Here is a 26,925-nt window from a genome sequence, read left to right as displayed (position 1 = left end):
GTTGTTATTCCTTGATCAGGTGCAGATTGTCGATCAGTCGGGTCTTGCCCATGAACGCGGCCGCGATGACCACCAGGTCGTGGTCCTGAACGGTGGCCGGTTGCAGGCTGTTGGCCTCGCGTATCTCGAGGTAATCGATGCGAAAGTTTGCGGCTTCCAGTTCCTGCCTGCTTTGCAACAACAGGCTGTCGAAGTCTTGCGCGCCTGCCTGAATGGCATCGGCTGTCTGGCGCAGCACGCGGTACAGCGCAGGTGCCGCCGCGCGTTGTTGTTCATCCAGATAGCCATTGCGCGATGACAGCGCCAGGCCATCGTCGGCCCGAACGGTCGGTTCGCCAATGATCTGGATCGGCATGTTCAGGTCGCGAACCATTGCGCGAATCACCGCCAGTTGTTGAAAGTCCTTTTCGCCGAATACCGCTACGTCAGGCTGCACCATGTTGAACAGCTTGCTGACGACCGTGGCAACGCCGTCGAAATGGCCGGGACGGCTGGCGCCACACAAACCTTGCGAAACGAGCGGCACGCTGACCAGCGTCTGTCCGTTCATGCCGTTGGGATACATCTCCTCCACAGTGGGCGTAAAGAGCAGGTCACAGCCCGCTTGAAGCAGCTTCTCCTGGTCCGCCGCCAGCGTGCGCGGATAGGTGGCCAGGTCTTCGTTGGCACCGAACTGCAACGGGTTGACGAAGATGGTGGCGACCACGAAATCCGCGCACTGGGTGGCTTTGGTGACCAGCGCCGCATGGCCGCTGTGCAGGTTGCCCATGGTCGGGGTCAGGCCGATGCGCTTGCCTTCGCGACGTGCCTGAGTAACGGCTGTGCGCAGTTGCGAAACGGTTGTCACTGTGATCATGCCGAGAATCCGTGTTCGAGAGCGGGAAAGCTGACGTCTTTGACGGCGGTGACATACGCCTTGATTGCCGACTGGATGTCAGGCTGGCCGACCATGAAGTTCTTCACGAACTTGGGAACGCGACCTGTGATGGAAAGGCCGAGCATGTCGTGCAGCACCAGAACCTGACCGTCGGTGGCGCTGCCTGCGCCGATGCCGATCACCGGGATCTTCACCGCGTGGGTGATTTCTTCAGCCAGTTCGCTCGGCACGCATTCGAGCAGGATCATTGCCGCGCCGGCCTGCTCCAGCGTGATGGCATCGGCGCGCATCTGGCGAGCCTGTGCCTCGAGGCGACCCTGGACCTTGTAACCGCCCAGCACATTGACCGACTGCGGCGTCAGGCCCATGTGTGCGCAGACCGGAATGCCACGCTCTGCCAGCAGTCTGATCGACTCGGCCAGCCAGGCGGCGCCCTCGACCTTGACCATGTGCGCGCCGGCCTGCATGAGCGTGGTGCTGTTGATGAAGGTCTGATCCAGCGTGGCGTTGGCCATGAACGGCAGGTCGGCGAGAATCAGTGCGCCCTGGTTCCCGCGTTTGACACAGGCCACGTGGTAGGCCATCTCCGCTGTGGTCACCGGCAGGGTGCTGTCGTGACCCTGCAGGACCATGCCCAGCGAGTCGCCTATCAGCAGCACTTCGACGCCCGCCTGACTGGCAGCGTGGGCGAAGGTCGCGTCGTAGCAGGTCAGCATGGTGATCTTTTCACCTTTCTGTTTCATACCCAGCAACGACGTAACGGTTATGTTCGGCATGTAAAGTCCTCCATCAGGCGCTGAAAACGGCGGGACTCAGCGCGTGAGAGTCATCCTGGAAAAGCAGGCACACCGTCGTGTCGCGGTGTTTTGCAAAGGCCTGTTTCGCGCCCGTTCACCACGGGGGTGGCGGCGGGAGGCCTATCTTCGTGAGGAGGGGGCATGAAGTCAATTGCAGGTGTTACCCGTTTGCTGCAACGGTTACAACCTCGGTAACGGCTGGTCGTCTGGCATCAGCCCTGTGCGGGTAAACGTTCCAGGCCCACGAACGGGCAATCGTTCAACAAACGACTCAATTCGCGCCCGTCAGCCAAGGTCAGGCCGGGTGCCAGTTCGGCCAGCGGGTAGAGCACGAACGGCCTCGCCTGCATGTGGTAATGCGGCACCTTGAGGCGTGCGTCGTCGATCAGGTGATCGCCGAACAGCAGGATATCCAGGTCCAGTGTGCGCGGGCCCCAGCGCTCATGGCGCTCTCGGCCCTGATCCAGTTCGATGGACTGCAAGGCGTCAAGCAACACCAGTGGCGTGAGGGAGGTGTCCAGCGCCGCAACCGCGTTGGTGAAGCGCGGCTGACCGGGCAGTAGCGAGTCACTGACATAAAACGATGAGACACCCGCCAACCGGCAACCGGGCAATTGCCCAAGCGCTTTGAGTGCGCTGCGCAATTGCTCGGCCGGGTCGGCGAGGTTGCTGCCCAGGCCGATATAGACGCGTTCAGTGCTCACCGCGCGTCACTCACCACCGGTCGCTTCGGCACCGCCGCTGCGCTTGCGTTTCGCGCCGCTGTTGCGACGGCGTTTGCGCGGGGCGGCACCGGCAGCTTCCGGCTTGCCGCTCAGGTCGCGAATCATGTCGCGGCGTTCGCTTTCGTTGCATTCCTGATAATCGGTCCACCACTGGCCCAGACCATCGGTCTGTTCGCCCGCTGTTTCACGCAGCAACAGGAAGTCGTAACCGGCGCGGAAGCGCGAGTTGTCGAGCAGCATGTCTGCGCGCTTGCCGGAACGGCGCGGCAGACGTTCCTGCATGTCCCAGATCTCGCGGATGGGCAGGGTGAAGCGCTTTGGAATGGCGATGCGCTGGCACTGCTCGATGATCAGCTCGTGAGCCGCTTCCTGCATGGCAGCGATCGGTGGCATGCCACGTTCCTGGGCACGCAGCACTTTGGCAGGCAGAGCAGGCCAGAGCAGCGCGGCAAACAGGAACGCTGGCGTCACCGGTTTGTTCTGTTTGATGCGCAGGTCGGTGTTGATCAGTGCGTTGCTGATCAGCGTGTGGGTGTAGGTCGGGTTGTACTCCAGCGCCTTGGCGCTGGCCGGGAACAGGGGATCGAACAGCTCCAGGTCCACCAGCATCTCGAATGTCGGCGCGGCGTGGCCGGAAAGGAACAGCTTGAGCACTTCTTCGAAGAGGCGCGCCGACGGAATATCGCGCAACATGGCGGCCAGCGGCCGGATCGGCAGGGCGCTGTGCTTTTCGATGCCGAAATCCAGCTTGGCGGCGAAGCGTACGGCACGCAGCATGCGCACAGGGTCTTCCTTGTAACGCTGCTCGGGATCGCCAATCAGACGGATCAGGCGATTGCGGATGTCGTGCACGCCGTTGGCGTAATCCAGCACCCGCTCGGTAACCGGGTCGTAGTACAGGGCATTGATCGTGAAGTCGCGACGCTGGGCGTCCTCTTCAAGGGTGCCGTAAACGTTATCGCGCAGGATGCGGCCGCTTTCATTGCGCGAGGACTGATTGCTGTCTTCTTCCTCATCATCCTGTGGGTGGTTGGCGCGAAACGTCGCCACTTCGATGATTTCCCGGCCGAAGTGGATGTGCACCAGCTTGAACCGGCGACCGATGATGCGGGCATTGCGAAATTCTGCACGCACCTGTTCCGGCGTGGCGCTGGTGGCGACGTCGAAGTCCTTGGGCGTGATATTGAGCATCATGTCGCGTACGCAGCCACCGACCAGATAGGCCTGGTAGCCTGCGTTCTGCAAGCGCTCGACGATATTGACGGCATAGCGGCTGAATTGGGTGCGCTGCAGCGAATGCTGGCTGCTATTGAGCACTTCAGGCGTGGTGCGCGTGTGTTGCTGCGGCTTGCGCAGTGGAGAACGAAATGACTGGAACAGCTTCTTCAGCATGGGATGCACTGTTTGAAGGAATATTCGGCCAAAAACGTGGAATGACCGCATGATGGGCGGGGATTCTAGCATTTAGTCGAGGGATGGTGTAGGAAGCTGTCGCGGAAGGGGCAAAGTGCGGGCCGGTTTTGCGCTGCAAGCTACTGGGGGAGCCGAAGCTCCCCCAAAGTGCGTGCTCTTTATTATTGTTTTCTGTCAGGGCTTCTTGTTTTTGTTGAGTGCCCATTCACGAGACTTTCGTCTGTGAAACCTCCCAATCGGGAGTCAAGAGCAAACGGATTGCTTTGGTCGCTGCGTTGCAATGATCATTCGATCCAACCAGTTCAGGCTCTACCTAAGGGTAGTTTTTGTTGTTCTCGGCCTGGTTGCGGGGCAAGCCCCAAATACAACTCCTCTCCAAAAGAATCAGTTAGCTGCGCCTCCGCCGTGTTGTTCTTGTTATGCGTGAGTCGATTCGTGTTGTTCTTGTTATAGGTGTCGTACTGCTTGTTGTTCTTCTTGTACCAGAGATATAGCAGGACCTGTGCCAACTTTTGGAAATCCCCGGAAACCGGGGCTTTGCGCGCTGCTGGTCATTCAGGCAGGCATAAAAAAACCGGAACTACGTTACCGTAAGCCCCGGCTTTTGTTACGTCAGATGACCAAGGTAACAGTTTGCGCGCCGCCCTGTGCACCGCGCGCCAGAGCCTTGCGCATGACTTCAGGTCTCGTTGGCCACACCTTTGCGACGGGGGATCCCCAGGCGCTGGCGACGTTCCCACAGACACTTGCGGCTGACCCCGAGTTTGCGGGCCAGCTCGGTTTCGGTCATGTGGTCCTGATGCTCCAGAACGAAATGCTGAAAGTAGTCTTCCAGAGACAGGTCCTCGGACGGTTCAGTGTTACCCGATGTCGAGGTACCCGAAAGCGGCGCAAGCCCCATGTATTCGTCGTCTGCCAAGCCATCCAGCTCGATGTCGATGCCCAGCAGGTCAGCCGTGATCTCCGGATTTTCACACAGGATCACCGAGCGCTCGACGGCATTTTCCAGCTCGCGTACGTTACCCGGCCAACTGTAGTGACGAATCGCCTGCTCGGCGTCAGGGGCGAACTTCAGGTCAGTTCGGCCAATCTTGGCGCTCTGACGGGCCAGAAACGCATGGGCGATTTCCAGCACGTCACTGCCGCGTTCGCGCAACGCCGGCAACTTGAGGGCGATGACGTGCAGACGGTAGAAAAGGTCTTCGCGGAATTCGCCGTTCTTGGCAAGCGTCTTCAGGTCTCGGTGAGTGGCCGCGATCAGCCTGACGTCGACCTTTTGCGACTGCACCGAACCCACGCGGCGAATCTCGCCTTCCTGCAAGACACGTAACAGACGCGCCTGCGCTTCCAGAGGCAACTCGCCGATCTCGTCGAGGAACAGCGTGCCGCCGTCCGCCGCTTCGACCAGCCCCGCGCGTCCTGCGCTGGCACCGGTAAACGCGCCTTTCTCGTGACCGAACAGTTCGGATTCGATCAGCGATTCCGGGATGGCCGCACAGTTGACCGAAATCATCGGCGCCTTGGCGCGGCGCGACAGGTTGTGCAGAGCGCGAGCCACGAGCTCTTTGCCCGTGCCGGATTCGCCCTGGATCAGCACATTGGAATCGGTGGGCGCGACTTTGCGGATCTTGCTGTACAGGTCCAGCATGGGCGGGCAGGAGCCAATGATTCCGATCTCGCCGTTGTTGTTCGGCGCGTCCCCTTTTTCGGGACTGCTGACCTTGCCCATGGCGCTGCGTTCGGCCTGCAGGCTGCTGACCGTCTGACGGTCGCGCAAAATACGGGAAACTGCCTGCAGCATTTCATCATGATCGAACGGCTTGGCAATGTAGTCCACCGCGCCCATCTTCATTGAGTCGACCGCCGAGCGCAGGCTGGCGTAACTGGTCATGATCAGCACCGGTTTGCCTTCGCCCAGCTTGATCAGTTCGGTACCGGGTGCTCCTGGCAGTCGCAGGTCGCTGACGATCAGGTCAAACGACGGGATGCTGAAACGTTCCTGAGCCTCCTGAACGGAGCCCGCTTCACTGACTTCATACTGATTGCGTTCAAGCAGGCGACGCAGGGCTGAGCGGATAATCGTTTCGTCTTCGACGATCAAAATATGCGGCATTGATTCAGTTCTCTCGACGGTCTCAGTTCGCGGTGGACGTCGCGTCGACATGGCGTGGCAGAGTCACCCGGATACGGGTACCACGCTGGTGCTCGGGGTCGGCCGGGCTGTCGATGGTGATTTGTCCATAATGCTCTTCAACGATGGAATAGACCAGCGCAAGGCCCAGTCCTGTTCCTTCACCGGGGTCCTTGGTGGTGAAGAATGGCTCGAACAATCGGTCCATGATTGCTTTGGAAATTCCACTGCCTTCGTCTTCGACGATCAAGTCCACAGTGTGTTCGGAAGCTTCGCTCTTGACCCTGACGGCGCTGCCCGCGGGCGAAGCGTCGCGTGCGTTGGACAGCAGGTTGATCAGCACTTGCGCCAGCCGTTGCGGATCGCCATCGACCCAATGCTCGGGGTTGCACAGATTGTAGAACTGGACTTCGAAGTTGCGTCGGTTCAGTGCCAGCAGACCGATTGCGTCCTGCGCCACTTCGGCCAGACAGACGGCTTCGTCGCTGTGCTGGTGAGCACCGGCGTGAGCGAAGCTCATCAGCGATTGCACGATACGCGACACGCGCTTGGTCTGTTCAAGAATCTGACTGCTGATCTCCTTCAGTTCGTCGTCTTCTTCGCGCTCCTCACGAAGGTTCTGCGCGAGGCAGGCGATGCCGGTGATCGGGTTGCCGATTTCATGGGCCACGCCCGCCGCCAGCCGACCGATGCTGGCCAGCCGTTCAGAGTGGACCAGTTTGTCTTCGAGCATCTGGGTGTCGGTCAGGTCTTCGACCAGCAGCACCAGACCGCTGTTGCCGGGCGCGAGCGGTTCGTTGATTGCCGCCTTGTGCAGGTTGAGCCAGCGAGTCTGCCCGTCCAGGCCCAGGCGCTGTTTGTGCAAGTGCTCGTCAGGGACACTGATGAATCCGGTCAGCAGCCCTTTCCACGGCTCGGCAATGGTTTCCAGGCGTGAACCGACGACTCGTTGTGCGACGATGCCAGTCAGTTCTTCCATGGCGCGGTTCCACATCAGGATTTCCTGATCTTCGGCCAGCGAGCACACGCCCATCGGCAGTTCCTGGAGGGTCTGGCGGTGATAGCGACGCAGGGCGTCGAGTTCGGCAGCCAGTCCGGTCAGGCGCGAGTGGTAATCTTCAAGGCGGCTTTCGATAAAGTGGATGTCTTCGGTGACGTACTTCTCGCTGCCCGATTTATACGGCAGGAAGGTTTCGACCATGTCCTGAGCGACACTGGGACCCATCAGACCGGACAGGTTGGCCTCGATCCGGTCACGCAAGCGGCGCAAGGCATAGGGCCTGCGCTCGTCGAACGGCAGGTACAGATCGCGCAGCGCCTGTTCGACCTCTTTCTGTGCCGCCTTCGCGCCCAGCGGTTTGGCCAGTTGCGTGGCGAACTCCTGTGGCGAGACGGCATGCAGTTCCCGGCGCTGCGGCCTGCGCACGTTGTCCACGGCGCACGCCTCGGCAGCGCTGACTTCTTCGGCGCTGGCGTTGGTGAACAGTGACACCAGGGTGAACAGCAGCACGTTGGCGGCCAGCGACGCGATTGCCGCCATGTGCCAGCTAGTGTCGTCCATTACGTAGATCATGTTCAGCAGTGGAATGTAGAAGCCCTGCAGGTTGCTGATCAGCGGCAACAGCATGCTGACCACCCACACCGCAATGCCGGCCAGCAGTCCGGCAATGAAGCCGCGTCGGTTGGCCGTCGGCCAATACAGCACCGACAGCACGCCCGGCAGGAACTGAAGGGTTGCAACGAACGCCACGATGCCCAGATTGGCCAGATCCTGCTGGGCCCCCAGCATCAGATAGAAGCCGTAACCGGCGGCAATGATCGCCACGATCAGCCCGCGCCGCGTCCACTTCAACCAGCGATAGATATTGCCCTCGGCCGGAGGTTGATAGAGCGGCAGCACCAGATGGTTGAGCGCCATACCCGACAGCGCCAGGGTGGTCACGATGATCAGTCCGCTGGCCGCCGACAGCCCGCCAATGTAGCCCAGCAAGGCCAGCGCCGGGCTGTTGGCGGCAAGACCGATGCCCAGCGTGAAATATTCCGGGCTGGTCGTGGCGCCGAGCTTGAGGCCGGCCCAGAGAATCAGGGGGACGGCCAGGCTGATCAGCAACAGGAACAGCGGCAGCCCCCAACTGGCGCTGACCAGCGAGCGCGGATTGAGGTTTTCGGTGAACGTCATGTGGTACATGTGCGGCATGACGATGGCCGAGGCGAAGAACACCAGCAGCAACGTGCGCCACGGACCTTCCTGCAGCGGCGTGTGCAGTGAGGCGAGGGCGGTCTGGTTTTGCAGCAACCACAGCTCCAGTTGCTGAGGCCCGTCGAACACCCCGTACAAGGCGTACAGGCCGACGCCGCCCAGAGCGATCAATTTGATCAGCGACTCGAAGGCAATCGCGAACACCAGCCCTTCATGTTTCTCGCGGGTGGCGATATGACGAGAACCGAAGAAGATCGTGAACAGCATGATGATTGCGCAGAAAGCCACTGCAACCCGGTCCTGTACCGGCTCGCGGGTCAGGATGCCAATGGAGTCGGCCACCGCCTGAATCTGCAAGGCCAGCAACGGCAGCACGCCGATCAGCATGAATACGGTGGTCAGCGCGCCCGCCCAGGTACTGCGAAACCGGAACGCAAACAGGTCGGCCAGCGATGAGAGCTGATAGGTGCGGGTGATTTTCAGGATCGGATAAAGCAGCACCGGCGCCAGCAGAAACGCCCCGGAGACACCGAGGTAGCTGGACAGAAAGCCATAACCGTATTGATAGGCCAGGCCTACGGTGCCGTAAAATGCCCAGGCGCTGGCATATACGCCCAGCGACAAGGTGTAAGTCAGTGGATGGCGAATGATCGCACGGGGGATCAGACCACGTTCGCTGACCCATGCCACACCAAACAGCACCAGCAGATAACCGGCGCTCACCAACAGCATCTGCGTCAGGCTAAAGCTCATCGGCATCTCGCTGGCTCTGCAGGATGAACGTCACCACGATCAGGATCAGCCACAGCATGTAAGGCCTGTACCAGGCGCCGGTCGCGTCGATCCACCAGTCCATGATGGCCGGAGAAAAAAGGTAAATACCTACCACCAGAAGCAAAACCAACCGGTATATGTACATCTGGTCTCCCTGCGCCGGTAGATGAGGAGCGGCATGGTAACGGATGGCGGATAACCTGCAACTATCCTTAAGCAGTAGTTTTCGGCGACCGCTCTGGCTCAGTCTATCCGGGCTTCTTCGATCGTGCGCAGCTTCGGGATCAGGTCGGCGTCCCAGTGCCGCACAGCCCAGGCCAGCACTTCCTGCGGCGTGCCGTAGGACAGATGGGTGTCGGTCGGCTGGTTCAACGCCCGCAACGCCCGCAACAGCAGGGGTGTTGCCTGATCGGCGGGCAGCGGCGGGGAGCGGGAGGACTTGCCGAGTTTGTGACCGTCTGGCTGGGTGATCAGCGGCACATGCAGATAACGTGGCTGTGGCAGGCCCAGCAGTTCTTGCAGATACAGGTGGCGAGGGGTCGAGTCCAGCAGATCGGCACCGCGCACGATGTCGGTCACGCCCTGCCAGGCGTCATCAACGACAACCGCCAGTTGATAGGCGTAAAGACCGTCGCGTCGACGGATCACGAAGTCGCCACTTTCGTTGCCCAGGTGCATGCGGAACGTGCCCTGTACCCGGTCCTCGAACCGATACTCCAGCTCCGGCACGCGAATCCGTATGGCGGCATTCTCCGGCGAGTGCCCGGCGTTGCGGCAAAAGCCCGGGTACACGCCCTGATGATCTTCGAGCTGTTTGCGCGAACAGGTGCAGGCATAGGCCAGTCCGTGACTGAACCAGCGATCGAGCACCGCAGCGTAGGCGTCGTGCCGCTCGCTTTGCCGGACCAACTCACCGTCCCACTCGAAACCGTAGCGCTCCAGCGTTTCGAGAATTGCTGTTTGCGCGCCGGGCACTTCGCGAGGCGGATCGAGGTCTTCCATGCGCATCAGCCACTGTCCGCCCGCTGCTCGCGCGTCGAGGTAGGAGGCCAGCGCCGCAATCAGCGAGCCGAAGTGCAGATAACCGCTGGGGGTTGGCGCAAAGCGACCTATGTAGGCAGATTTTTTCATGGGCCGGATGTTACCGGCGCGAAGGTTGGGCGATCAAGGCACTGCTGCGGCATGGCCTGCGACCAGGCAGCAAAAAAGACGCCGCAGCGTCTTTTTCGTTGAAGGCAGGTCCCGACAGGTCATTTACCGACCTGTTTCTCCTTGATTTCCGCCAGTGTCTTGCAGTCGATGCACAGATCGGCGGTCGGTCGGGCTTCGAGGCGGCGGATGCCGATCTCCACGCCGCAGGATTCGCACCAGCCATATTCCTCATCGAGGATGAGCTGCAGCGTCTTGTCGATCTTTTTGATCAGTTTGCGTTCGCGATCACGGGCGCGAAGTTCCAGGCTGAATTCTTCTTCCTGGCTGGCACGGTCCGCCGGGTCAGGGAAGTTGGCAGCTTCGTCCTTCATGTGGTCTACCGTTCGGTCGACCTCTTGCATCAAGTCCTGCTTCCACTTGTTCAGGATCTTGGTGAAGTGCGCGCGCATAGGCTCGCTCATGTACTCTTCGCCCTGCGTTGGCACGTAGGGTGAAAAGCCGCTGATTAGATGGTTCTGTTGCTTTTCTGGGGTGGGCATGTATGGACCGCCTCTCACTCTTCTAATCTATTGCGCAGGATTGTTCCATCACCGACACCCGTCGGCCCTGCAGCTGCAAGCGGGCGAACTTACCAGATCAAATCGGAGTGCGCTACTCCCGGTTGTCGAGCATGACGATGCAGTCAGGTTGTTGGCGTGGACCGCAGTGAAACGGCGTCTGCCTTAAATGAACTCTAGCCTTTGCCTGCCGTCGTAGCTTTCTTTTCGCTTGAATTTGTCAGCACGTCCCGCCCGATCATTTAGCGCACTGCCGTTACAGGGTTGGGTAGAATCGTGCCCCTCAGTCATGACAATCATGTTTCCAGACGTTTTCGCCATAAAGGAAGACCCATGGCCCAGCCTTATAGTGCGCGCAGTCGCGACATCGAACCCTTTCATGTCATGGCGCTGCTGGCACGTGCCAATGAACTGCAGGCGGCCGGCCACGACGTCATACACCTGGAAATAGGCGAGCCGGACTTTACGACTGCCGCTCCCATCATCGCTGCCGGGCAGGCCGCGCTGGCGGATGGCAAGACGCGCTATACCGCAGCGCGTGGCCTGCCGCAATTGCGTGAGGCCATTGCCGGCTTTTACGCTCGGCGTTATGGGGTCAGTGTCGATCCGCAGCGCATTCTGGTTACACCGGGCGGCTCGGGCGCATTGCTGCTGGCCAGCAGTCTGCTGGTCGATCCGGGCAAACACTGGTTGCTGGCCGACCCTGGCTACCCGTGCAATCGGCATTTTCTGCGGTTGATCGAAGGCAGCGCGCAACTGGTGCCGGTTGGTCCGCAAGAGCGATATCAACTGACGCCTGAGCGGGTCAGCGAATACTGGAATGAAAACAGCGTTGGTGCGTTGGTGGCCTCGCCTGCCAACCCGACTGGGACATTGCTGCATCGTGACGAACTGGCGGCCCTTTCGCAAAGTCTGAAAGCGCGCAATGGTCATCTGGTGGTGGACGAGATCTACCACGGCCTGACGTATGGTGTGGACGCAAGCAGCGTGCTGGAAGTCGATAACGACGCGTTCGTGCTCAACAGTTTTTCAAAATATTTTGGCATGACCGGTTGGCGCCTGGGCTGGCTGGTCGCTCCTGAAGAGGCTGTCGCCGATCTGGAAAAGCTGGCGCAGAACCTCTACATCAGCGCACCGAGCATGGCGCAACATGCCGCGCTCGCCTGTTTCGAACCGCAGACGCTGGAGATTCTCGAGCAGCGCCGCGCCGAATTCGGCCTTCGCCGGGATTTTCTCCTGCCAGCATTGCGCGAACTGGGGTTCGGCATTGCCGTGGAGCCGGAAGGAGCCTTCTACCTGTACGCCGACATCAGTGCGTTTGGTGGCGACGCCTTCACGTTCTGTAGACACTTCCTGGAAACCGAACATGTCGCGTTCACGCCGGGGCTGGACTTTGGCCGTCATCAGGCCGGGCACCACGTGCGCTTCGCCTACACGCAAAGCCTGCCAAGGCTGCAGGAGGCCGTCGAGCGAATCGGGCGCGGCCTGCGCGCCTGGAGCGTCTGATGCGGTTTTCGCCTGAGCTTGAACAGGGTCGTCTGATCGTTCGCTACAAACGTTTCCTGGCCGATATCGAAACCGACACCGGTGAGTTGATGACCATTCATTGCCCCAACACCGGTTCGATGCTCAATTGCATGATGCCGGGCGGGCGGGTCTGGTTCAGTCGTTCCAATGATCCCAAGCGCAAATTGCCGGGGACCTGGGAAATCAGCGAAACGCCACAGGGACGCTTCGCTTGCATCAACACCGGCCGTGCCAACACGCTGGTGGAGGAAGCCTTGCGTGCCGGAGTGATCAGCGAACTGGCAGGCTTCACCGCGCTAAAGCGGGAGGTCGCTTACGGCCAGGAAAAAAGTCGTGTCGACTTTCGGCTCCAATACCCCGACGGTTATCTGTACCTGGAAGTGAAAAGTGTCACGCTGGGCTTCGACGACTCGACCGTGGCTGCGTTTCCCGATGCTGTTACGCAGCGCGGTGCGCGTCACCTGCGCGAGCTGGCGGCACTGGCGCGTGAAGGCGTGCGCTCGGTGCTGCTGTATTGCGTCAACCTGACCGGGATCGAATCGGTCAGGCCTGCGCAGGAGATCGATCCGGCCTATGCGCTGGCGCTGAAAGAGGCCATCGAGGCGGGCGTCGAGATTCTGGCTTACGGCGTGCAGCTTGATTCGGAGCAAGTGCGCATTGATCGGCGTTTGCAGGTGCAGTGGACGGAGTGAGTCAGTCTTCGTCATCCTCTGTGGGCAGCATCACCCAGACGCCTTTTGCGTCCTCACGGCAAGCGACCGCAGTCAGCGACTGACCTTCGCAAGGGCCGGCGACACATTCGCCATTCTCGATCAGAAACAGCGCGCCGTGGGTGGCGCATTGAATCAGGCTGGCGCTGCTGTCCAGAAACCGGTCCGGCTGCCACTCCAGCGCAATACCGCGATGCGGACAGCGATTGGTGTAGACGAAAATCCTGCCCTCTCGGCGCACCGCCAGAAGCCGGTGGCCGTCCAGCTCGAAGCCTCGGCTTTCTGATTCGGGCAGATGGTGTGATGTGCAAAGCAATCTCAAGAAAACCCCATGGCGTCTGATCGTCGGCTGAAGATGGATGAAAGGCTGATGTCCGCTCGCCCTTGCAACGGCGGCGGGTTGAGAGAGGTTACCGTAAAGTTCGATCGCGCCCGCTATACGATGACTTGGTCAAAGCAAGACTGCGCTACTCGGTAATGTCAGAGCGTTCCTTTTATGGCGTGGGATTTCTCTCGGACTGGAGGGGGCCGCGCTTCAGGTGCACGCGCTCCTATATTGTTTCGCTTCCATTTTTGCGAGCGAACGACCATGACCGCGATTACCGCAGACAACGAACGGTTGGCACGTCAGGCCATAGCGTTAATGGAGCTCTTTGCGCTCAACCACGACGACACCGAGCAGCGCATCGTCGGCGTTTGCCAGCGGGCAGTGACACCCTTCGGGGCGGTTGCGGCCGTCTGTGTTCAGCCGCGTCATGTAAGTCTGGCACGCACTACCCTGGACCGGCTCCAGGCCCGAGAGGTCAATGTGGTGGCGGTGATCAATTTTCCGCACGGAGGCCGGGGCATCGAGTCGGCTGTGTCCGAAACCCGGGCGGCGCTGATGGGCGGTGCTGATGAGGTCGACGTGGTCTATCCCTTTGGTGCGCTGTTGTGCGGTGATCAACAGGCAGGCACTGAGCTGATATCGGCGTGTAAATCCGTTCTCGATCCCCGCATCAAGCTGACGGTGACGCTCGAAACCGGGGAGCTGCGGGACTCGGAAAACATTCACACTGCCTGCCGTTGCGCCATCGAAGCGGGAGCGGACTTCGTCAAGACCAGTACCGGCAAGGCTGCGCGGCACGCTACGCCTCAAGCGGCGCGAATCATGCTCGAATGTATCGCCGACATAGGTGGGCAGGTCGGCTTCAAGGTTGCGGGCGGTCTGCGGACATTCGAAGAGGCCAGACTGTTCATGCAACTGGCCCAAGCGCGTTTCGGGGCGCACTGGACAAGCAGTGAGCGCGTACGGTTGGGCGGGTCGAGTCTGCTTGACGACTTGCTGGCGCGGCTGGGCCTGCACGGTGCTTTCACTGCGCCGCCATTTCTGGAAGGCAAAAAAAGACCCGGCAAAGAGCCGGGTCAAAAACCGTGATTAGCCTGATGAGGAGATAATCTGAAAGTCCGAACCAAGGTCTTTCAGTTACCGTCCAGTCTCGCGACCGGATGTGATAATCATAACGATTCTCATTTCTAAGTCAACAGTTCTTTTTTTGGCCGATCAAAGCTACGTGCCGCTCTTGTCAGGTCTACTGGCTGCATAGAAAACGGTGTGCTTTTGAGGGAAGGGCTGGCGCGGCGTGTCGGTGTTTCAAAGACGCGAGACCGGCACGCATTGCGCGTGCCGGTTGATGCATGAGGCTATTCGGCAGTGTTCAGCGCGTGCGATAGCGCAGGCGGGTACCGAAGTTGACCGACATGAGAATTTCATCGGCGCTCAGTTCTACCGGGAAAAATGCCCCTGAGATCTGTGCGTGAGCGATGCTTGCGCCTTCCATCGGTGTATTGCGCAAGTCCAGTCCGCGCAAGTCGGCGGAGCGGAAGTAGGCATCGGTAAAGTCGATGCCCGCCGTGTCCAGTTCACGCAGGTCCAGACCCCGAAAGTCGCCGCCGGCCATATCGATAGTGCCGGTCTTCGGCTTCTCCTGATTGAAGCCTTCGACGTCGTCTTTACGCAGCAACATGTAAAGCGGTGAGTCGATCTGTTTGGGCTGGCTCATGATGGCCTCGTGGTTTGCGTTGGATTTATGGCGCCAGTATATCGCCACCATTGATCAGCCGTGAAGCACTACCCGCCCAACGGCTGAGCCTGCTTTTCAGGCGCCTGGCAGGCGTTGACGCAGTTGATCGATCAAGCTGTCCAGGTCGCTGCTTTCATGGGTCGCGACGTGCTTGCTGTACACGATTTCTTCAACGGTCAGCGGCTCGCGACTGGCCTGCTGGGTCTTGATCACGTCCATGGTGGCGTCCGACGGATCGGTGTTTTGCGCCTGACGCTGCTCGAGCCAGCCAGCAATGACCGCATCCGGCGCTTCACAATCCAGAATCAGGAAGGGCACCCCGGTGGTTTCCGCCACTTTGGCGGCGGCCTGGCGTTGCTCATGCTTGAGGTAAGTGGCATCAATCACAACCGCAAAACCGGCACGCAGGACCGTGCCCGCCAGTTCGTGAAGCCGGGCATAGGTCGCATTGCTGGCCTGCTCTCCATACAGCGCAGCGCTTTCATCGGAGAACATGCGCTTGCGCTCCACGTCCGAACGCAGACGAATGGCACCCAGCGACTCGACCAGGCGCATGGCGACGTGGCTCTTGCCGACTGCGGAAACACCGTGGGTGATCACCATGAAGCGTGATGGAATGGCGCTGTAGCTCTCCGCCAGATTGGCGTAGTTGCGATACTGGCGCAGGGTGGCGGCACGCTGGACGCCGTCTGCATCGGCAGGCTGGCTGAACAGTGCGACCTTGGCGCGAACCATGGCCCGGTAAGCCTTGTAGAAGTTGAGCAGCTCAAGGCCGTCATAATCGCCGGTCTTTTCCAGGTACTGGCTGATCAGGCGTCGGGACAGCGATTTCAGGCCGCGATCTTCAAGGTCCATGGCCAGAAAGCCGATGTCGGCGTAAACGTCGGTCTTGCGGAACGGCTCGTTGAATTCAATGCAATCGAACAGCACGACCTTGCCATTGATCAGGGTTGCGTTACCCAGATGAATATCGCCATGGCATTCGCGAATGAAGCCTTCAGCCTTGCGTTGTGCCATCAAAGGCTTAAGGCGTTCGAAGCTCGATTCGGCCCAGGCTTGCAAGGCATCGAGTTGTGTGAGGTCGGATTTTTCGCTGATGAGAGGGCGAATCTGCTCAAAGTTTTGCACCACCGGCGCCATGGCGCTGTCGGGCGATCCGAATTCAGTGTCGGAATCCACGCGGGGAGTGTGCTGGTGGAAGTCAGCAATCTGGGTGGCCAGATCGTCGATATGCCCGGTCGTCAATTCACCGTTGGCTTGCAGAGTGCTGAGCAGACCTGCCTGCGAGAACTGGCGCATCTTCAGCGCGTACTCGAGCACTTCGCCGTTGCCGCCCAGTTGCGGAGCTTCGACCGAGCCTGTGATTGGCAGCACTTCAAGGTACAGATCGTCGGTCAGACGCTGGTTGAGGCGCAGTTCTTCGTTACAGAAATGCTTGCGCGCCTCCAGCGTGGTGAAGTCCAGAAAACCGAAATTGGCGGGCTTCTTGAATTTGTAGGCATAGGGACCGGTGAGCAATACCCAAGAAATATGGGTTTCGATTACCTGAAAATCGTCTACCGGATGGGGGAAAAGAGCGGGATTTTGCAGGGCTGCGATCAAAGACTGGCTCACGGGCGATCCTTCAAGAGTGGATTCAAAAATGTAACTGTTCGATGCCGCCATTATGGCCGCTTGGCGCGAGGCTGCAAACCGCCGACTCGGGCGTCTGTCGAAGCCAGGCAAAGTGCGTATAATCCGCGCCCATGACTCGATCCCGCACCTCTCGTCCCTCGAAAAAACAACCCTCCGGCAGCCTGCGCAAATGGCTGGGCTGGGCGTTGAAACTCAGTATTGTCGGCCTGGTTCTACTGGCCGGTCTGGCCATCTACCTGGACGCGATCGTCCAGGAAAAATTCTCCGGCAAGCGCTGGACGATTCCTGCGAAGGTCTACGCACGTCCGCTGGAGCTGTTCGTAGGCCAGAAGCTGAGCCGCGACGACTTCCTTATCGAACTCGATGCGCTGGGCTACCGCCGCGAGAGCGTGGCCAATGGGCCCGGCGCCGCTGCGGTGAACGGCAACACGGTCGACCTTAACACTCGTGGTTTCCAATTCTACGAAGGCACTGACCCGGCGCAGCAGATCCGCGTACGCTTCTCCGGCGATTATGTAGCCGACCTGGCCTCAGGCAACGGCGGCAAGCTTGCCGTGGCCCGGCTCGAGCCGCTATTGATTGGCGGTCTGTACCCGAAGAACCTGGAAGACCGGATTCTCATCAAGCTGGATCAGGCCCCGCCTTACCTGCTTGACGGGCTGGTGGCGGTGGAAGACCGCGACTTCTACCATCACTTCGGTGTGTCGCCCAAGTCCATTGCCCGTGCCCTCTGGGTCAATACTTCCCAAGGGCAGATGCGCCAGGGCGGCAGTACGCTCACGCAACAGTTGGTCAAGAACTTCTATCTGACCAACGAGCGCAGCCTGTCGCGCAAACTCACCGAGGCGATGATGGCCGTGCTGCTGGAGATTCACTACAGCAAGCAGGAAATTCTCGAGGCGTACCTCAACGAGGTTTTCGTCGGCCAGGATGGTCAGCGCGCGGTGCATGGTTTCGGGCTGGCCAGTCAGTACTTCTTCAGCCAGCCGCTGTCGGAGCTGAAAATCCATCAGGTGGCGATGCTGGTCGGTCTGGTCAAAGGGCCTTCCTTCTACAACCCGCGTCGTAACCCCGAGCGGGCGCTGGAGCGCCGCAACCTGGTGCTCGATCTGTTCGAACAGCAGGGCGTTGCCACGGCCGAAGTGGTCGCCGCCGCCAAGAAGATGCCGTTGGGTGTGACCAAGACCGGCACGCTTGCCGACAGCTCGTTCCCGGGCTTTCTGGATCTGGTCAAGCGTCAACTGCGCGAAGACTACCGCGACGAAGACTTGACCGAAGAGGGGCTGCGGATCTTTACCAGCTTCGATCCGATCCTGCAGATGAAATCCCAGGCGGCCATGGACGACACGTTCAAGCGGTTGGCGGGGCGTAAAGGTTCGGATGAGGTGGAAGCGGCCATGGTCGTGACCAATCCGGAGACCGGCGAAGTGCAGGCGTTGCTGGGCAGTCGTCAGGCCGGGTTTGCAGGTTTCAACCGAGCCATTGACGCCGTGCGGCCGATTGGCTCGCTGGTCAAGCCAGCCATCTACCTTACGGCGCTGGAACGACCGAGCCAGTACACGCTGACCAGTTGGATCGCTGATGAACTGTTTCAGGTCAAAGGTGCGGACGGCCAGATCTGGAAGCCGCAAAACTACGATCGCAAATCACACGGCAACATCTTCCTGTACCAAGGGCTGGCGCATTCCTACAACCTGTCCACCGCCAAGCTTGGTCTTGAGCTGGGCATCCCCAATGTTTTCAAGACTCTGGCGAAGCTGGGCGTGACGCGTGAATGGCCAGCATATCCTTCGATGCTGCTGGGTGCTGGCGGGCTGACGCCGATGGAAGTCGCCACCATGTACCAGACCATTGCCAGTGGCGGCTTCAACACGCCTATGCGCGGTATTCGCAGCGTATTGACTGCCGAAGGCGAGCCGCTCAAGCGCTACCCGTTCCAGATCGAACAGCGCTTCGATCCGGGCGCCATTTATCTGGTGCAGAATGCGATGCAGCGCGTAATGCGCGAAGGTACGGGCAAATCGGTTTACAGCGTATTGCCAGCCTCCTTGAACCTGGCAGGCAAGACCGGCACCAGTAACGACTCGCGTGACAGCTGGTTCGCCGGTTTCAGCCAGGACCTGCTGGCCGTGGTGTGGATGGGCCGCGATGACAATGGCAAGACGCCGTTCACCGGCGCCACCGGTGCCCTGCAGGTCTGGACCAGTTTCATGCGCAAGGCCGACCCTCTGCCTCTGGACATGGCCATGCCGGACAACGTCGTTCAGGCGTGGGTCAATGCCCAGACCGGACAGGGTTCCGACGCGAGCTGCCCGAATGCCGTCCAGATGCCGTATATTCGCGGCAGTGAGCCCCAGCCCGGCGCTACATGCGGCGGCAGTCCGGCACCTGCCACTGAGGTGATGGACTGGGTCAAGGGTTGGTTGAACTAAGCAATGAGGGTTTGAAGTGAATAAATGGTGGATTCCAGCTTTAACGGCTCTGGCTTTGCTCAACGGTTGCGCCAGCGTGGAGCGCGGCTCGATTCCGGTCGTGGATTCGAGCTCCAAAGTGTCGAACGGTGAACGTGTCTCGGCGTCGCGCAATGGCGTGAACAGAGCAAATACGGCCCAGGCCCAGCAGCCACAGGCCGTGCCGCAGGATTCGGGCGTCGTTGTGATGGTTCCGGGTGCCGGTGGCAGTGATACCGGACAGAGCTTTTCGGCCCCTGCCAGTCAGGCGCCATTCAGCGTAGATGCGCCGCCGATCGATACGGCACCTGTTAATCAGGCACCGATCAACACTGCGCCTGCCAACAACAGCAGTTACAGCATGCCGCCTGCTTCGGCACCGACGGGCATCCCGTCCAGCGGTGGTGGCCTGTCCGCAGACGAGCAACTGGATGGTCCAGTGCTGGCCCTGCTGACCACCGCGCAGCAACAGCAGAGCAGTGGCGATCTGAACGGTGCTTCGTCGAGCCTGGAGCGTGCGCAGCGTGTTGCGCCGCGTGAACCACAAGTGCTTTATCGTCTGGCGCAGGTGCGTCTGGCGCAGGGCGACGCCGCTCAGGCTGAACAACTGGCCCGTCGCGGTCTGACGTATGCCAACGGTCGTGCCAGTCTGCAGGCGAGCCTGTGGGAGTTGATCGCTCAGTCCCGCGAGAAACAGGGCGACTCGGCAGGCGCGGCGCTGGCGCGTCAAAAGGCCCGCTGATGGACAGTCGTTTTCATGACATTGCGGAGCAGTTACTCCTGATCGAACGGGAGCTGCGTGCGCTGGGCTGGTGGGAAACCACACCGCCCAGCGAGGAGGCGCTGTCAAGCCAGGAGCCTTTCTGTGTGGACACCCTGGAGTTCGCGCAGTGGCTGCAATGGATTTTCCTGCCGCGGATGAAGATCATCCTTGAGCGCGATCTTCCATTGCCCAACGCTTCCGGCATTCTGGAAATGGCCGAGATGGCCTACGCCGGCAAGCTCAATGAAACCCGACTGTTGCAGCAGAGCCTGGCCCGTTTCGATCAGTTGATCACTCAGGCCGGTTAATCGAGCTTATGCCTAGCGACAGTATTCGCTGATCGCTCTTTGAGTCTCTTCGATACGCGTCTTACGGTTCTCATCCGTAAGACGCCTGATCTCCCCATCGACCTGCTCGCGTACTCGCGGATTGTTCTGCAACTGCGCGAGGTTGGTGCGCAGCGCCTCGCAATTTTCCGCCCGTTTGGCTTCCTGTGCCTTCACTTGTCCCTTGACCTTGTCATCAATGGCCTTTTGCTGTGGATCGTTCGAGCGTGCAGGGGCTGCAGGCGTGCCGGGAGCTGAGGCGGGCGAGGGCGTTTGTACGTTGATCTGCTGGGCGTCCTTGCCTGTCGGAGGCTGGGCGTCGAAATGCGTTACGCCTTGGGCATCTACCCATTTATAGATAGGGGCTGCCTGAGTGCTGACGCTGGCTGCCATTGCCAGCGCAGCGGCGAAGATCGTCCATTGCATGATGTTTCCTTGAAATACCTGTGCCGCTGGAAAGCTACCATAACGGTGCGCCTCAGTCTGAAACAGTGCAATTTCAGGGCCTTGGTAACAAGAAAGCTCAACGATGACTTGACTTGAAGGGGGGGAATCACAACAATCCAAAGTTCGCTGTAGAAGGACTGCCAGAAGCAGACCCTCTCGGTAGATCATGAGGCGCACACCCGCGCCGACCTGTAACACCCGCAACGCGTTACCTCGCGCTGGGTGGGAATGTTCCGAAACACTCAGGGACATCCCAATACTTGCTCAGTCAGTGCTGACGTAGTCGGCGACCACCGTCGCTCATGCTCTGCTTGGCAGTAAACCTATTAAGACCCGTCCCGGAGTGGGCGGTATTCTGGCGTTTTAGAGGTGAACAACGTGGAGCTTTTATCTGGCGCTGAAATGATCGTCCGCTTTTTGCGTGACGAAGGCGTTGAGCATATCTATGGGTACCCGGGTGGTGCCCTTCTGCATGTCTACGATGCTCTGTTCAAAGAACCTGCCGTAAGCCACATTCTCGTCCGTCACGAGCAGGCCGCGACGCACATGGCCGATGGCTATGCACGGGCGACCGGCAAGGCTGGCGTGGTGCTGGTGACGTCCGGCCCTGGTGCGACCAATGCCATTACCGGTATTGCGACGGCCTACATGGACTCGATTCCGATGGTGGTGCTGTCCGGTCAGGTCGCCAGTACGTTGGTGGGCACCGACGCATTCCAGGAGACCGACATGATCGGTATCTCCCGTCCGATCGTGAAGCACAGCTTTATGATCAAGCACGCGTCGGAAATCCCGGAGATCCTGAAAAAGGCGTTCTACCTGGCGCAATCCGGTCGTCCTGGCCCTGTTGTTGTCGACATTCCGAAGGACATGACCAACCCGGCCGAGAAATTCGAATACGTCTTCCCGAAAAAAGCCAAGTTGCGTTCCTACAGTCCGGCGGTCCGTGGTCATTCCGGCCAGATCCGCAAGGCGGTCGAAATGCTGCTGGCGGCCAAGCGTCCGATCATCTATGCCGGTGGCGGCGTGATCATGGGCAACGGTTCGGCGCAGTTGACCGAACTGGCACAACTGCTCAACGCACCTGTCACCAACACCCTGATGGGGTTGGGTTGCTATCCGGGTACGGATCGTCAGTTCGTCGGCATGCTGGGCATGCACGGCAGCTACACCGCCAACCTGGCCATGCACCACACCGATGTCATCCTGGCAGTCGGCGCGCGTTTCGATGACCGCGTGATCAATGGCGCGAGCAAGTTCTGCCCGAATGCCAAGATCATTCACATCGACATCGACCCAGCCTCGATCTCCAAGACCATTAAAGCCGACGTGCCGATCGTGGGCCCTGTCGAAAGCGTGCTGACCGAAATGGTCGCCACGTTGAAAGACATCGGCGAGACGCCGGACAAGGCAGCCGTTGCCGCCTGGTGGAAGCAGATCGACGAGTGGCGCGCTGGCGGCGACCTGTTCCCGTACAACCGTGGCGACGGTTCGGTCATCAAGCCACAAACCGTGATCGAAACCCTCTGCGAAGTCACCAAGGGTGATGCCTATGTCACCTCGGACGTAGGCCAGCACCAGATGTTCGCGGCGCAGTACTACCGCTTCAACAAGCCGAACCGCTGGATCAACTCCGGTGGTCTGGGCACGATGGGCTTCGGTTTTCCGGCAGCCATGGGCGTCAAGCTGAATTTCCCGGATGCGCATGTTGCTTGCGTGACCGGCGAAGGCAGTATCCAGATGAACATCCAGGAACTGTCGACCTGCCTGCAGTACGGCCTGCCTGTGAAGATCATCCTGCTCAACAACGGTGTGCTTGGCATGGTTCGCCAGTGGCAGGACATGAGCTATGGCGCACGTCACTCGCATTCCTATATGGAATCGCTGCCGGACTTCGTCAAGCTGGTCGAGGCCTATGGTCACGTCGGCATGCGCATCACTGACCTGAAGGATTTGAAGCCGAAAATGGAAGAGGCCTTTGCCATGACGGATCGTCTGGTCTTCCTCGACATTCAGGTCGATGTCACCGAGCACGTCTATCCGATGCAGATCAAAGACGGCTCCATGCGCGATATGTGGTTGAGCAAGACGGAGCGGACATAATCATGCGGCACATCATTTCCCTACTGCTGGAAAACGAACCGGGTGCGTTGTCTCGTGTCGTCGGGCTGTTCTCGCAGCGTAACTACAACATCGAAAGCCTGACGGTCGCGCCAACCGAGGACCCGACCCTGTCGCGTCTGACGCTGACCACCGTGGGGCATGATGAGGTGATCGAGCAGATCACCAAAAACCTCAACAAGCTCGTTGAAGTGGTCAAGCTGGTCGATCTGTCGGAAAGCGCGCACATCGAACGTGAGCTGATGCTGGTCAAGGTCAAGGCCACCGGCGCGCAGCGTGCCGAGATCAAGCGCACCACGGACATCTTCCGCGGGCAGATCGTCGACGTCACCGCCAGCGTCTACACCGTGCAGTTGAGCGGGACGAGCGACAAACTGGACAGCTTCATTCAGGCCATCGGCACCGCCGCTATCCTGGAAACAGTACGCAGTGGCGTGACGGGCATTGCCCGTGGCGACAAAGTGCTGAGCATTTAAATCATTTAGCAAATGGCCTGAACGGCCAAGATAACAGGGGAATTCCATGAAAGTTTTTTACGACAAAGACTGTGACCTTTCGATCATCCAGGGCAAGAAAGTCGCCATCATCGGTTACGGTTCCCAGGGCCACGCTCAAGCGTGCAACCTGAAAGATTCCGGCGTTGATGTCACTGTCGGCCTGCGCAAAGGTTCGGCCACTGTCGCCAAAGCTGAAGCTCATGGCCTGAAAGTGACTGACGTTGCTTCCGCCGTTGCCGCTGCCGACCTGGTCATGATCCTGACCCCGGATGAATTCCAGTCTCAGCTGTACAAGAACGAAGTCGAGCCGAACCTGAAAAAGGGCGCAACACTGGCGTTCTCCCACGGTTTTGCCATTCACTACAACCAGGTCGTGCCACGTGCTGACCTGGACGTGATCATGATCGCGCCGAAAGCCCCAGGCCACACCGTGCGTACCGAGTTCGTCAAGGGCGGCGGTATTCCTGACCTGATCGCTGTTTACCAGGATGCCTCGGGCAACGCCAAGAACGTTGCTCTGTCCTACGCTTCGGGCGTTGGCGGCGGCCGTACCGGCATCATCGAAACCACGTTCAAGGACGAGACCGAAACCGACCTGTTCGGCGAGCAGGCCGTTCTTTGCGGCGGTACCGTTGAACTGGTCAAGGCTGGCTTTGAAACACTGGTTGAAGCCGGTTACGCGCCAGAAATGGCTTACTTCGAGTGCCTGCACGAATTGAAGCTGATCGTTGACCTCATGTACGAAGGCGGTATCGCCAACATGAACTACTCGATCTCCAACAACGCCGAATACGGCGAGTACGTGACCGGCCCTGAAGTCATCAACGCTGAATCCCGCCAGGCCATGCGCAACGCTCTGAAGCGCATCCAGGACGGCGAATACGCCAAGATGTTCATCAGCGAAGGTGCTACCGGCTACCCGTCGATGACCGCCAAGCGTCGTAACAACGCAACGCACGGCATCGAAGTCATCGGCGAGAAACTGCGCTCGATGATGCCTTGGATCGCGGCGAACAAAATCGTCGATAAAGAAAAGAACTGATCTTTTCCGGTTCATGAAAAAACGCGGCCAACAGGTCGCGTTTTTTCGTTATGGGGACCGGCTCTGGTATAAAGCTGCATCGTTTGCCGACGAACCCTCGTCGCAGACATCTGTCGAACCTTTTCAAACCGCTGCAAGGTAATGTCCATGAGCGAACGTCCTGAAGAGCCGATCAAGGCCTCTGACGCTGAAAGTCTGCTACCCATCGATGAACACGTTGAAGAAGGACATGACGCCGAAGGGCGCAAGGTCCGTCACCGCGGTATCTATCTGCTGCCCAATCTGTTCACCACCGCGAATCTGTTTGCGGGCTTTTACTCCATCATTAGCTCCATGAGTGCCCAAAGCGCCTTGAGCGCCGGTGACACTGCGGGAGCAAGCAAGTATTTTGCGTTTGCCGCCATTGCCATTTTCGTGGCCATGGTGCTGGACGGCCTCGATGGTCGTGTGGCGCGCATGACCAATACGCAAAGTGCGTTCGGCGCCGAATACGATTCGTTGTCCGACATGGTCGCCTTTGGTGTGGCGCCGGCATTGCTGGCATTCGGCTGGGCGCTGGGAGACATGGGCAAGGTCGGCTGGATGGTCGCCTTCATTTATGTCGCGGGCGCAGCGTTGCGTCTGGCGCGCTTCAATACTCAGGTCGGCAAAGCGGACAAGCGCTATTTCATCGGCCTTGCCAGTCCGGCTGCTGCCGGTGTCGTAGCGGGTACCGTCTGGGCCTTCAGTGACTTTGGCATTCAAGGTTCAAGGCTGTCTTTTCTGGTCGCGCTGCTAGTGGCTGGCGCAGGCATGCTGATGGTCAGCAACATCAAGTACAACAGCTTCAAGGAACTGGATTTGAGAGGACGTGTGCCTTTCGTTGCCATTCTGGCGGTGGTACTGGTGTTTGCTGTGGTGTTCAGCGATCCGCCGCGCATTTTGCTGCTGATATTCCTCGGTTATGCGCTTTCCGGCCCTGCCCAGTATTTGTTGCGCCTTCGTCGCCACAAGTCCGCCAATTGATCTAATTTCCCCCATACTCCGTAGTCTATTGGTGCATCAGTTCCCCTAGGCTGCGGAGTCATCATGCTAATCAAGCTTCCTTCTGCGTCCGACTCCAAAGAGTCCGACGTCACGCCTGAATCCATTTACCTTTCTCGCCGCACCTTGCTGACCAGCTCGCTTGCCGGACTGGCAGTCAGCGCATTGCCGCGATGGGCCGGCGCGGCCGATCCTTCCCGCTATGCCGACGTGGAGGCCGGCCAGGCTCCGGGCTGGTTTGCCGAGAAGCTGCCCGACACCAAGTGGCAGGCGGTCAACGTCAAGGATGAGGCGATCACGCCGTACAAGGACGCGACCCACTACAACAACTTTTACGAGTTCGGGACTGATAAGGGCGATCCTGCGAAAAACGCGGGCTCCCTGAAGACCGAGCCCTGGAGTGTCGTGATTGACGGGGAGGTGGGCAAGCCGGGCCGCTACGCGCTTGAAGACTTCATGAAGCCCTACCAGCTTGAAGAGCGCATCTACCGGCTGCGCTGTGTCGAGGCCTGGTCAATGGTCATTCCGTGGATGGGGTTTCCCGTTTCGGCTTTGTTGAAGCAGGTCGAGCCGACCTCTAAAGCCAAATACATTCGATTCGAAACATTAGAAGACTCCAAGTCAATGCCTGGTCAGCGTTCTGACTTCGCCCTGATCGATTGGCCTTATGTAGAGGGGCTGCGTCTTGATGAGGCGATGAATCCATTGGCGATTCTTGCGGTGGGAATGTACGGACGGGAGCTGCCTAACCAGAACGGTGCGCCATTGCGCCTGGTCGTGCCGTGGAAGTACGGCTTCAAGAGTGTGAAATCCATCGTGCGTATCAGCATCGTCAGCGAGCAGCCGAAAACCACTTGGCAAAGTATTGCGGCCAATGAGTATGGCTTCTATGCCAATGTGAACCCTACGGTCGATCACCCGCGCTGGACGCAGGCTCGTGAGCGACGGCTCCCAAGCGGTCTGTTCAGTCCCAATGTCCGTGACACGCAGATGTTCAATGGCTACGCCGACGAGGTCGCCTCTCTATATACAGGTATGGATTTGCGGAAGGACTATTGATGCGCTACCCGCTACTGCGTCTCTGCGTGTTCATCGCTGCATGCATTGCGCCCGTGCTGTGGCTCTACGAGGCCTGGATATTCGCGCTCGGTCCTGATCCAGGCAAGGCACTGGTGGATAACTTCGGATTGGGAACGCTTATCCTGTTGCTGATCACGTTGACCATGACGCCGCTGCAGCGGTTGACCGGCTGGCCGTTCTGGATCGTGGTGCGCCGTCAACTGGGGTTGTGGTGTTTTGCCTACGTCGTGCTGCACATGACGATGTATACGCTCTTTGTGCTGGGGCTGGATTTCGGTCAACTGGGTGTGGAGCTGGTCAAGAGGCCTTACATCATTGTCGGGGCGCTCGCATTTCTCTGTCTGCTGGCACTTGCCTTGACGTCCAATCGCTACAGCCAACGACGACTGGGTGCACGGTGGAAAAAGCTGCACCGGCTCATCTATGTGATTCTGGGGTTGGGCCTGCTGCATATGTTCTGGATCGTCAGGGCTGATCTCAAGGAATGGTCTTTATATGCGGCGATCGGGGCGGGGCTGTTAATCCTTAGAATCCCAATGATTGCTAGGCGAATCCCGCGTCTTATCAATATGCGTGTAAATCCATCTGCAAAAACCTGAAAATAACGGTTGACGC

At 59.4% G+C, this 26,925-nt stretch carries 25 protein-coding genes; 12 read left to right on the top strand and 13 right to left on the bottom strand.

The features are described 5' to 3' along the window. Positions 1–4: 4 nt before the first annotated feature. The 9 genes from panC to dksA all read right to left on the bottom strand — a co-directional run bounded on the left by panC (position 5) and on the right by dksA (position 10,608). Complete coding sequence (panC, locus tag BZK31_RS09135; protein WP_083182383.1) at positions 5–856, bottom strand: pantoate--beta-alanine ligase; 852 nt, start codon at positions 854–856, stop codon at positions 5–7. Beyond that, positions 853–1,653 (bottom strand): 3-methyl-2-oxobutanoate hydroxymethyltransferase, encoded by an 801-nt coding sequence (gene panB, locus BZK31_RS09130; RefSeq protein WP_083182382.1) that lies wholly within the window; start codon positions 1,651–1,653, stop codon positions 853–855. Before panB ends, panC begins: the two co-directional genes overlap by 4 nt. Positions 1,654–1,886: 233 nt before the next feature. Further along, on the bottom strand, positions 1,887–2,378 hold the full coding sequence (folK, locus tag BZK31_RS09125) for a 2-amino-4-hydroxy-6-hydroxymethyldihydropteridine diphosphokinase (protein WP_083182381.1): 492 nt from the start codon (positions 2,376–2,378) through the stop codon (positions 1,887–1,889). Between the two features lie 6 nt (positions 2,379–2,384). Beyond that, positions 2,385–3,791 (bottom strand): polynucleotide adenylyltransferase PcnB, encoded by a 1,407-nt coding sequence (locus BZK31_RS09120; protein ID WP_083182380.1) that lies wholly within the window; start codon positions 3,789–3,791, stop codon positions 2,385–2,387. Positions 3,792–4,491: 700 nt separating this feature from the next. After that, entirely contained in the window at positions 4,492–5,925 is a 1,434-nt protein-coding gene (locus tag BZK31_RS09115) for a sigma-54-dependent transcriptional regulator (protein WP_083182379.1), read from the bottom strand. 22 nt (positions 5,926–5,947) lie between these two features. Then, complete coding sequence (locus tag BZK31_RS09110) at positions 5,948–8,902, bottom strand: sensor histidine kinase (protein ID WP_087881650.1); 2,955 nt, start codon at positions 8,900–8,902, stop codon at positions 5,948–5,950. Further along, positions 8,886–9,062, bottom strand: a complete 177-nt coding sequence (locus BZK31_RS09105) for a hypothetical protein (RefSeq protein ID WP_002552060.1) — start codon at positions 9,060–9,062, stop codon at positions 8,886–8,888. Before BZK31_RS09105 ends, BZK31_RS09110 begins: the two co-directional genes overlap by 17 nt. Before the next feature lie 98 nt (positions 9,063–9,160). Then, the gene (gene gluQRS, locus BZK31_RS09100; RefSeq protein ID WP_083182377.1) at positions 9,161–10,048 is read right to left on the bottom strand and encodes a tRNA glutamyl-Q(34) synthetase GluQRS; all 888 of its coding nucleotides are present in this window, start codon (positions 10,046–10,048) and stop codon (positions 9,161–9,163) included. 119 nt (positions 10,049–10,167) lie between these two features. Beyond that, positions 10,168–10,608, bottom strand: a complete 441-nt coding sequence (dksA, locus tag BZK31_RS09095) for an RNA polymerase-binding protein DksA (protein WP_083182376.1) — start codon at positions 10,606–10,608, stop codon at positions 10,168–10,170. A gap of 351 nt (positions 10,609–10,959) precedes the next feature. On the opposite strand from dksA, the gene BZK31_RS09090 reads away from it, so the two are divergent. Both BZK31_RS09090 and sfsA read left to right on the top strand, forming a co-directional pair. After that, the gene (locus tag BZK31_RS09090) at positions 10,960–12,132 is read left to right on the top strand and encodes a pyridoxal phosphate-dependent aminotransferase (RefSeq protein WP_083182375.1); all 1,173 of its coding nucleotides are present in this window, start codon (positions 10,960–10,962) and stop codon (positions 12,130–12,132) included. Then, positions 12,132–12,845 (top strand): DNA/RNA nuclease SfsA, encoded by a 714-nt coding sequence (gene sfsA, locus BZK31_RS09085; RefSeq protein ID WP_083182374.1) that lies wholly within the window; start codon positions 12,132–12,134, stop codon positions 12,843–12,845. Before BZK31_RS09090 ends, sfsA begins: the two co-directional genes overlap by 1 nt. Before the next feature lies 1 nt (position 12,846). On the opposite strand, the gene BZK31_RS09080 is transcribed toward sfsA, so the two are convergent. Further along, the gene (locus BZK31_RS09080) at positions 12,847–13,185 is read right to left on the bottom strand and encodes a Rieske (2Fe-2S) protein (RefSeq protein ID WP_083182373.1); all 339 of its coding nucleotides are present in this window, start codon (positions 13,183–13,185) and stop codon (positions 12,847–12,849) included. A 267-nt stretch (positions 13,186–13,452) separates the two neighbouring features. Between BZK31_RS09080 and deoC the strand changes: the two genes are divergently transcribed. Continuing rightward, positions 13,453–14,280: a deoxyribose-phosphate aldolase gene (gene deoC, locus BZK31_RS09075; RefSeq protein ID WP_083182372.1), complete on the top strand. Its 828-nt coding sequence runs from the start codon at positions 13,453–13,455 to the stop codon at positions 14,278–14,280. A 280-nt stretch (positions 14,281–14,560) separates the two neighbouring features. Here the strand turns inward: deoC and BZK31_RS09070 are convergent, their stop codons facing one another. Further along, positions 14,561–14,905 carry a pentapeptide repeat-containing protein gene (locus tag BZK31_RS09070; protein WP_083182371.1) on the bottom strand — a complete coding sequence of 115 codons (345 nt, stop codon included), beginning with the start codon at positions 14,903–14,905 and terminating at the stop codon, positions 14,561–14,563. Positions 14,906–15,001: 96 nt separating this feature from the next. Further along, positions 15,002–16,540 (bottom strand): bifunctional aminoglycoside phosphotransferase/ATP-binding protein, encoded by a 1,539-nt coding sequence (locus BZK31_RS09065; RefSeq protein WP_083182370.1) that lies wholly within the window; start codon positions 16,538–16,540, stop codon positions 15,002–15,004. Between the two features lie 131 nt (positions 16,541–16,671). On the opposite strand from BZK31_RS09065, the gene mrcB reads away from it, so the two are divergent. The 3 genes from mrcB to BZK31_RS09050 are packed head-to-tail and all read left to right on the top strand — an operon-like array spanning position 16,672 to position 20,082. After that, positions 16,672–18,993 carry a penicillin-binding protein 1B gene (mrcB, locus tag BZK31_RS09060; RefSeq protein WP_083182369.1) on the top strand — a complete coding sequence of 774 codons (2,322 nt, stop codon included), beginning with the start codon at positions 16,672–16,674 and terminating at the stop codon, positions 18,991–18,993. Between the two features lie 16 nt (positions 18,994–19,009). Beyond that, positions 19,010–19,753, top strand: a complete 744-nt coding sequence (locus BZK31_RS09055; protein WP_083182368.1) for a tetratricopeptide repeat protein — start codon at positions 19,010–19,012, stop codon at positions 19,751–19,753. Beyond that, positions 19,753–20,082, top strand: a complete 330-nt coding sequence (locus tag BZK31_RS09050; RefSeq protein WP_083182367.1) for a YqcC family protein — start codon at positions 19,753–19,755, stop codon at positions 20,080–20,082. The genes BZK31_RS09055 and BZK31_RS09050 overlap by 1 nt, the downstream gene beginning before the upstream one ends. 12 nt (positions 20,083–20,094) lie before the next feature. Here the strand turns inward: BZK31_RS09050 and BZK31_RS09045 are convergent, their stop codons facing one another. Next, positions 20,095–20,526, bottom strand: a complete 432-nt coding sequence (locus BZK31_RS09045) for a DUF4124 domain-containing protein (protein ID WP_083182366.1) — start codon at positions 20,524–20,526, stop codon at positions 20,095–20,097. Positions 20,527–20,925: 399 nt separating this feature from the next. On the opposite strand from BZK31_RS09045, the gene BZK31_RS09040 reads away from it, so the two are divergent. From BZK31_RS09040 to msrQ, 6 genes are all read left to right on the top strand, one after another. Then, complete coding sequence (locus BZK31_RS09040) at positions 20,926–22,650, top strand: acetolactate synthase 3 large subunit (RefSeq protein WP_083182411.1); 1,725 nt, start codon at positions 20,926–20,928, stop codon at positions 22,648–22,650. Positions 22,651–22,652: 2 nt separating this feature from the next. Continuing rightward, positions 22,653–23,144: an acetolactate synthase small subunit gene (gene ilvN, locus BZK31_RS09035; RefSeq protein WP_025258538.1), complete on the top strand. Its 492-nt coding sequence runs from the start codon at positions 22,653–22,655 to the stop codon at positions 23,142–23,144. A 46-nt stretch (positions 23,145–23,190) separates the two neighbouring features. Continuing rightward, positions 23,191–24,207, top strand: coding sequence for a ketol-acid reductoisomerase (gene ilvC, locus BZK31_RS09030; protein ID WP_083182365.1), 1,017 nt, complete (start codon positions 23,191–23,193; stop codon positions 24,205–24,207). A gap of 147 nt (positions 24,208–24,354) precedes the next feature. Then, positions 24,355–25,212: a CDP-diacylglycerol--serine O-phosphatidyltransferase gene (gene pssA, locus BZK31_RS09025; RefSeq protein ID WP_083182364.1), complete on the top strand. Its 858-nt coding sequence runs from the start codon at positions 24,355–24,357 to the stop codon at positions 25,210–25,212. 63 nt (positions 25,213–25,275) lie between these two features. Next, entirely contained in the window at positions 25,276–26,289 is a 1,014-nt protein-coding gene (msrP, locus tag BZK31_RS09020; protein ID WP_083182363.1) for a protein-methionine-sulfoxide reductase catalytic subunit MsrP, read from the top strand. Continuing rightward, positions 26,289–26,909, top strand: coding sequence for a protein-methionine-sulfoxide reductase heme-binding subunit MsrQ (gene msrQ, locus BZK31_RS09015; RefSeq protein ID WP_083182362.1), 621 nt, complete (start codon positions 26,289–26,291; stop codon positions 26,907–26,909). The genes msrP and msrQ overlap by 1 nt, the downstream gene beginning before the upstream one ends. Positions 26,910–26,925 lie beyond the last annotated feature (16 nt).

Source organism: Pseudomonas floridensis (assembly GCF_002087235.1).
In the GTDB taxonomy this organism is placed as follows: Bacteria; Pseudomonadota; Gammaproteobacteria; order Pseudomonadales; family Pseudomonadaceae; genus Aquipseudomonas; species Aquipseudomonas floridensis.
The sequence above is the reverse complement of the archived record's forward strand: the minus strand, read 5'-3'. Positions and strand labels throughout refer to the sequence as shown.

Excerpts from the sequence above, each read along its gene's own strand:
- mrcB (WP_083182369.1), top strand. The coding sequence starts at position 16,672 with ATGACTCGATCCCGCACCTCTCGTCCCTCGAAAAAACAACCCTCCGGC.
- msrP (WP_083182363.1), top strand. The coding sequence starts at position 25,276 with ATGCTAATCAAGCTTCCTTCTGCGTCCGACTCCAAAGAGTCCGACGTC.
- dksA (WP_083182376.1), bottom strand. The coding sequence starts at position 10,608 with ATGCCCACCCCAGAAAAGCAACAGAACCATCTAATCAGCGGCTTTTCA.
- pssA (WP_083182364.1), top strand. The coding sequence starts at position 24,355 with ATGAGCGAACGTCCTGAAGAGCCGATCAAGGCCTCTGACGCTGAAAGT.
- panC (WP_083182383.1), bottom strand. The coding sequence starts at position 856 with ATGATCACAGTGACAACCGTTTCGCAACTGCGCACAGCCGTTACTCAG.
- BZK31_RS09045 (WP_083182366.1), bottom strand. The coding sequence starts at position 20,526 with ATGCAATGGACGATCTTCGCCGCTGCGCTGGCAATGGCAGCCAGCGTC.
- panB (WP_083182382.1), bottom strand. The coding sequence starts at position 1,653 with ATGCCGAACATAACCGTTACGTCGTTGCTGGGTATGAAACAGAAAGGT.
- BZK31_RS09105 (WP_002552060.1), bottom strand. The coding sequence starts at position 9,062 with ATGTACATATACCGGTTGGTTTTGCTTCTGGTGGTAGGTATTTACCTT.
- BZK31_RS09115 (WP_083182379.1), bottom strand. The coding sequence starts at position 5,925 with ATGCCGCATATTTTGATCGTCGAAGACGAAACGATTATCCGCTCAGCC.
- sfsA (WP_083182374.1), top strand. The coding sequence starts at position 12,132 with ATGCGGTTTTCGCCTGAGCTTGAACAGGGTCGTCTGATCGTTCGCTAC.
- ilvC (WP_083182365.1), top strand. The coding sequence starts at position 23,191 with ATGAAAGTTTTTTACGACAAAGACTGTGACCTTTCGATCATCCAGGGC.
- BZK31_RS09120 (WP_083182380.1), bottom strand. The coding sequence starts at position 3,791 with ATGCTGAAGAAGCTGTTCCAGTCATTTCGTTCTCCACTGCGCAAGCCG.
- BZK31_RS09090 (WP_083182375.1), top strand. The coding sequence starts at position 10,960 with ATGGCCCAGCCTTATAGTGCGCGCAGTCGCGACATCGAACCCTTTCAT.
- ilvN (WP_025258538.1), top strand. The coding sequence starts at position 22,653 with ATGCGGCACATCATTTCCCTACTGCTGGAAAACGAACCGGGTGCGTTG.
- gluQRS (WP_083182377.1), bottom strand. The coding sequence starts at position 10,048 with ATGAAAAAATCTGCCTACATAGGTCGCTTTGCGCCAACCCCCAGCGGT.
- msrQ (WP_083182362.1), top strand. The coding sequence starts at position 26,289 with ATGCGCTACCCGCTACTGCGTCTCTGCGTGTTCATCGCTGCATGCATT.
- BZK31_RS09110 (WP_087881650.1), bottom strand. The coding sequence starts at position 8,902 with ATGCCGATGAGCTTTAGCCTGACGCAGATGCTGTTGGTGAGCGCCGGT.
- deoC (WP_083182372.1), top strand. The coding sequence starts at position 13,453 with ATGACCGCGATTACCGCAGACAACGAACGGTTGGCACGTCAGGCCATA.
- BZK31_RS09050 (WP_083182367.1), top strand. The coding sequence starts at position 19,753 with ATGGACAGTCGTTTTCATGACATTGCGGAGCAGTTACTCCTGATCGAA.
- BZK31_RS09070 (WP_083182371.1), bottom strand. The coding sequence starts at position 14,905 with ATGAGCCAGCCCAAACAGATCGACTCACCGCTTTACATGTTGCTGCGT.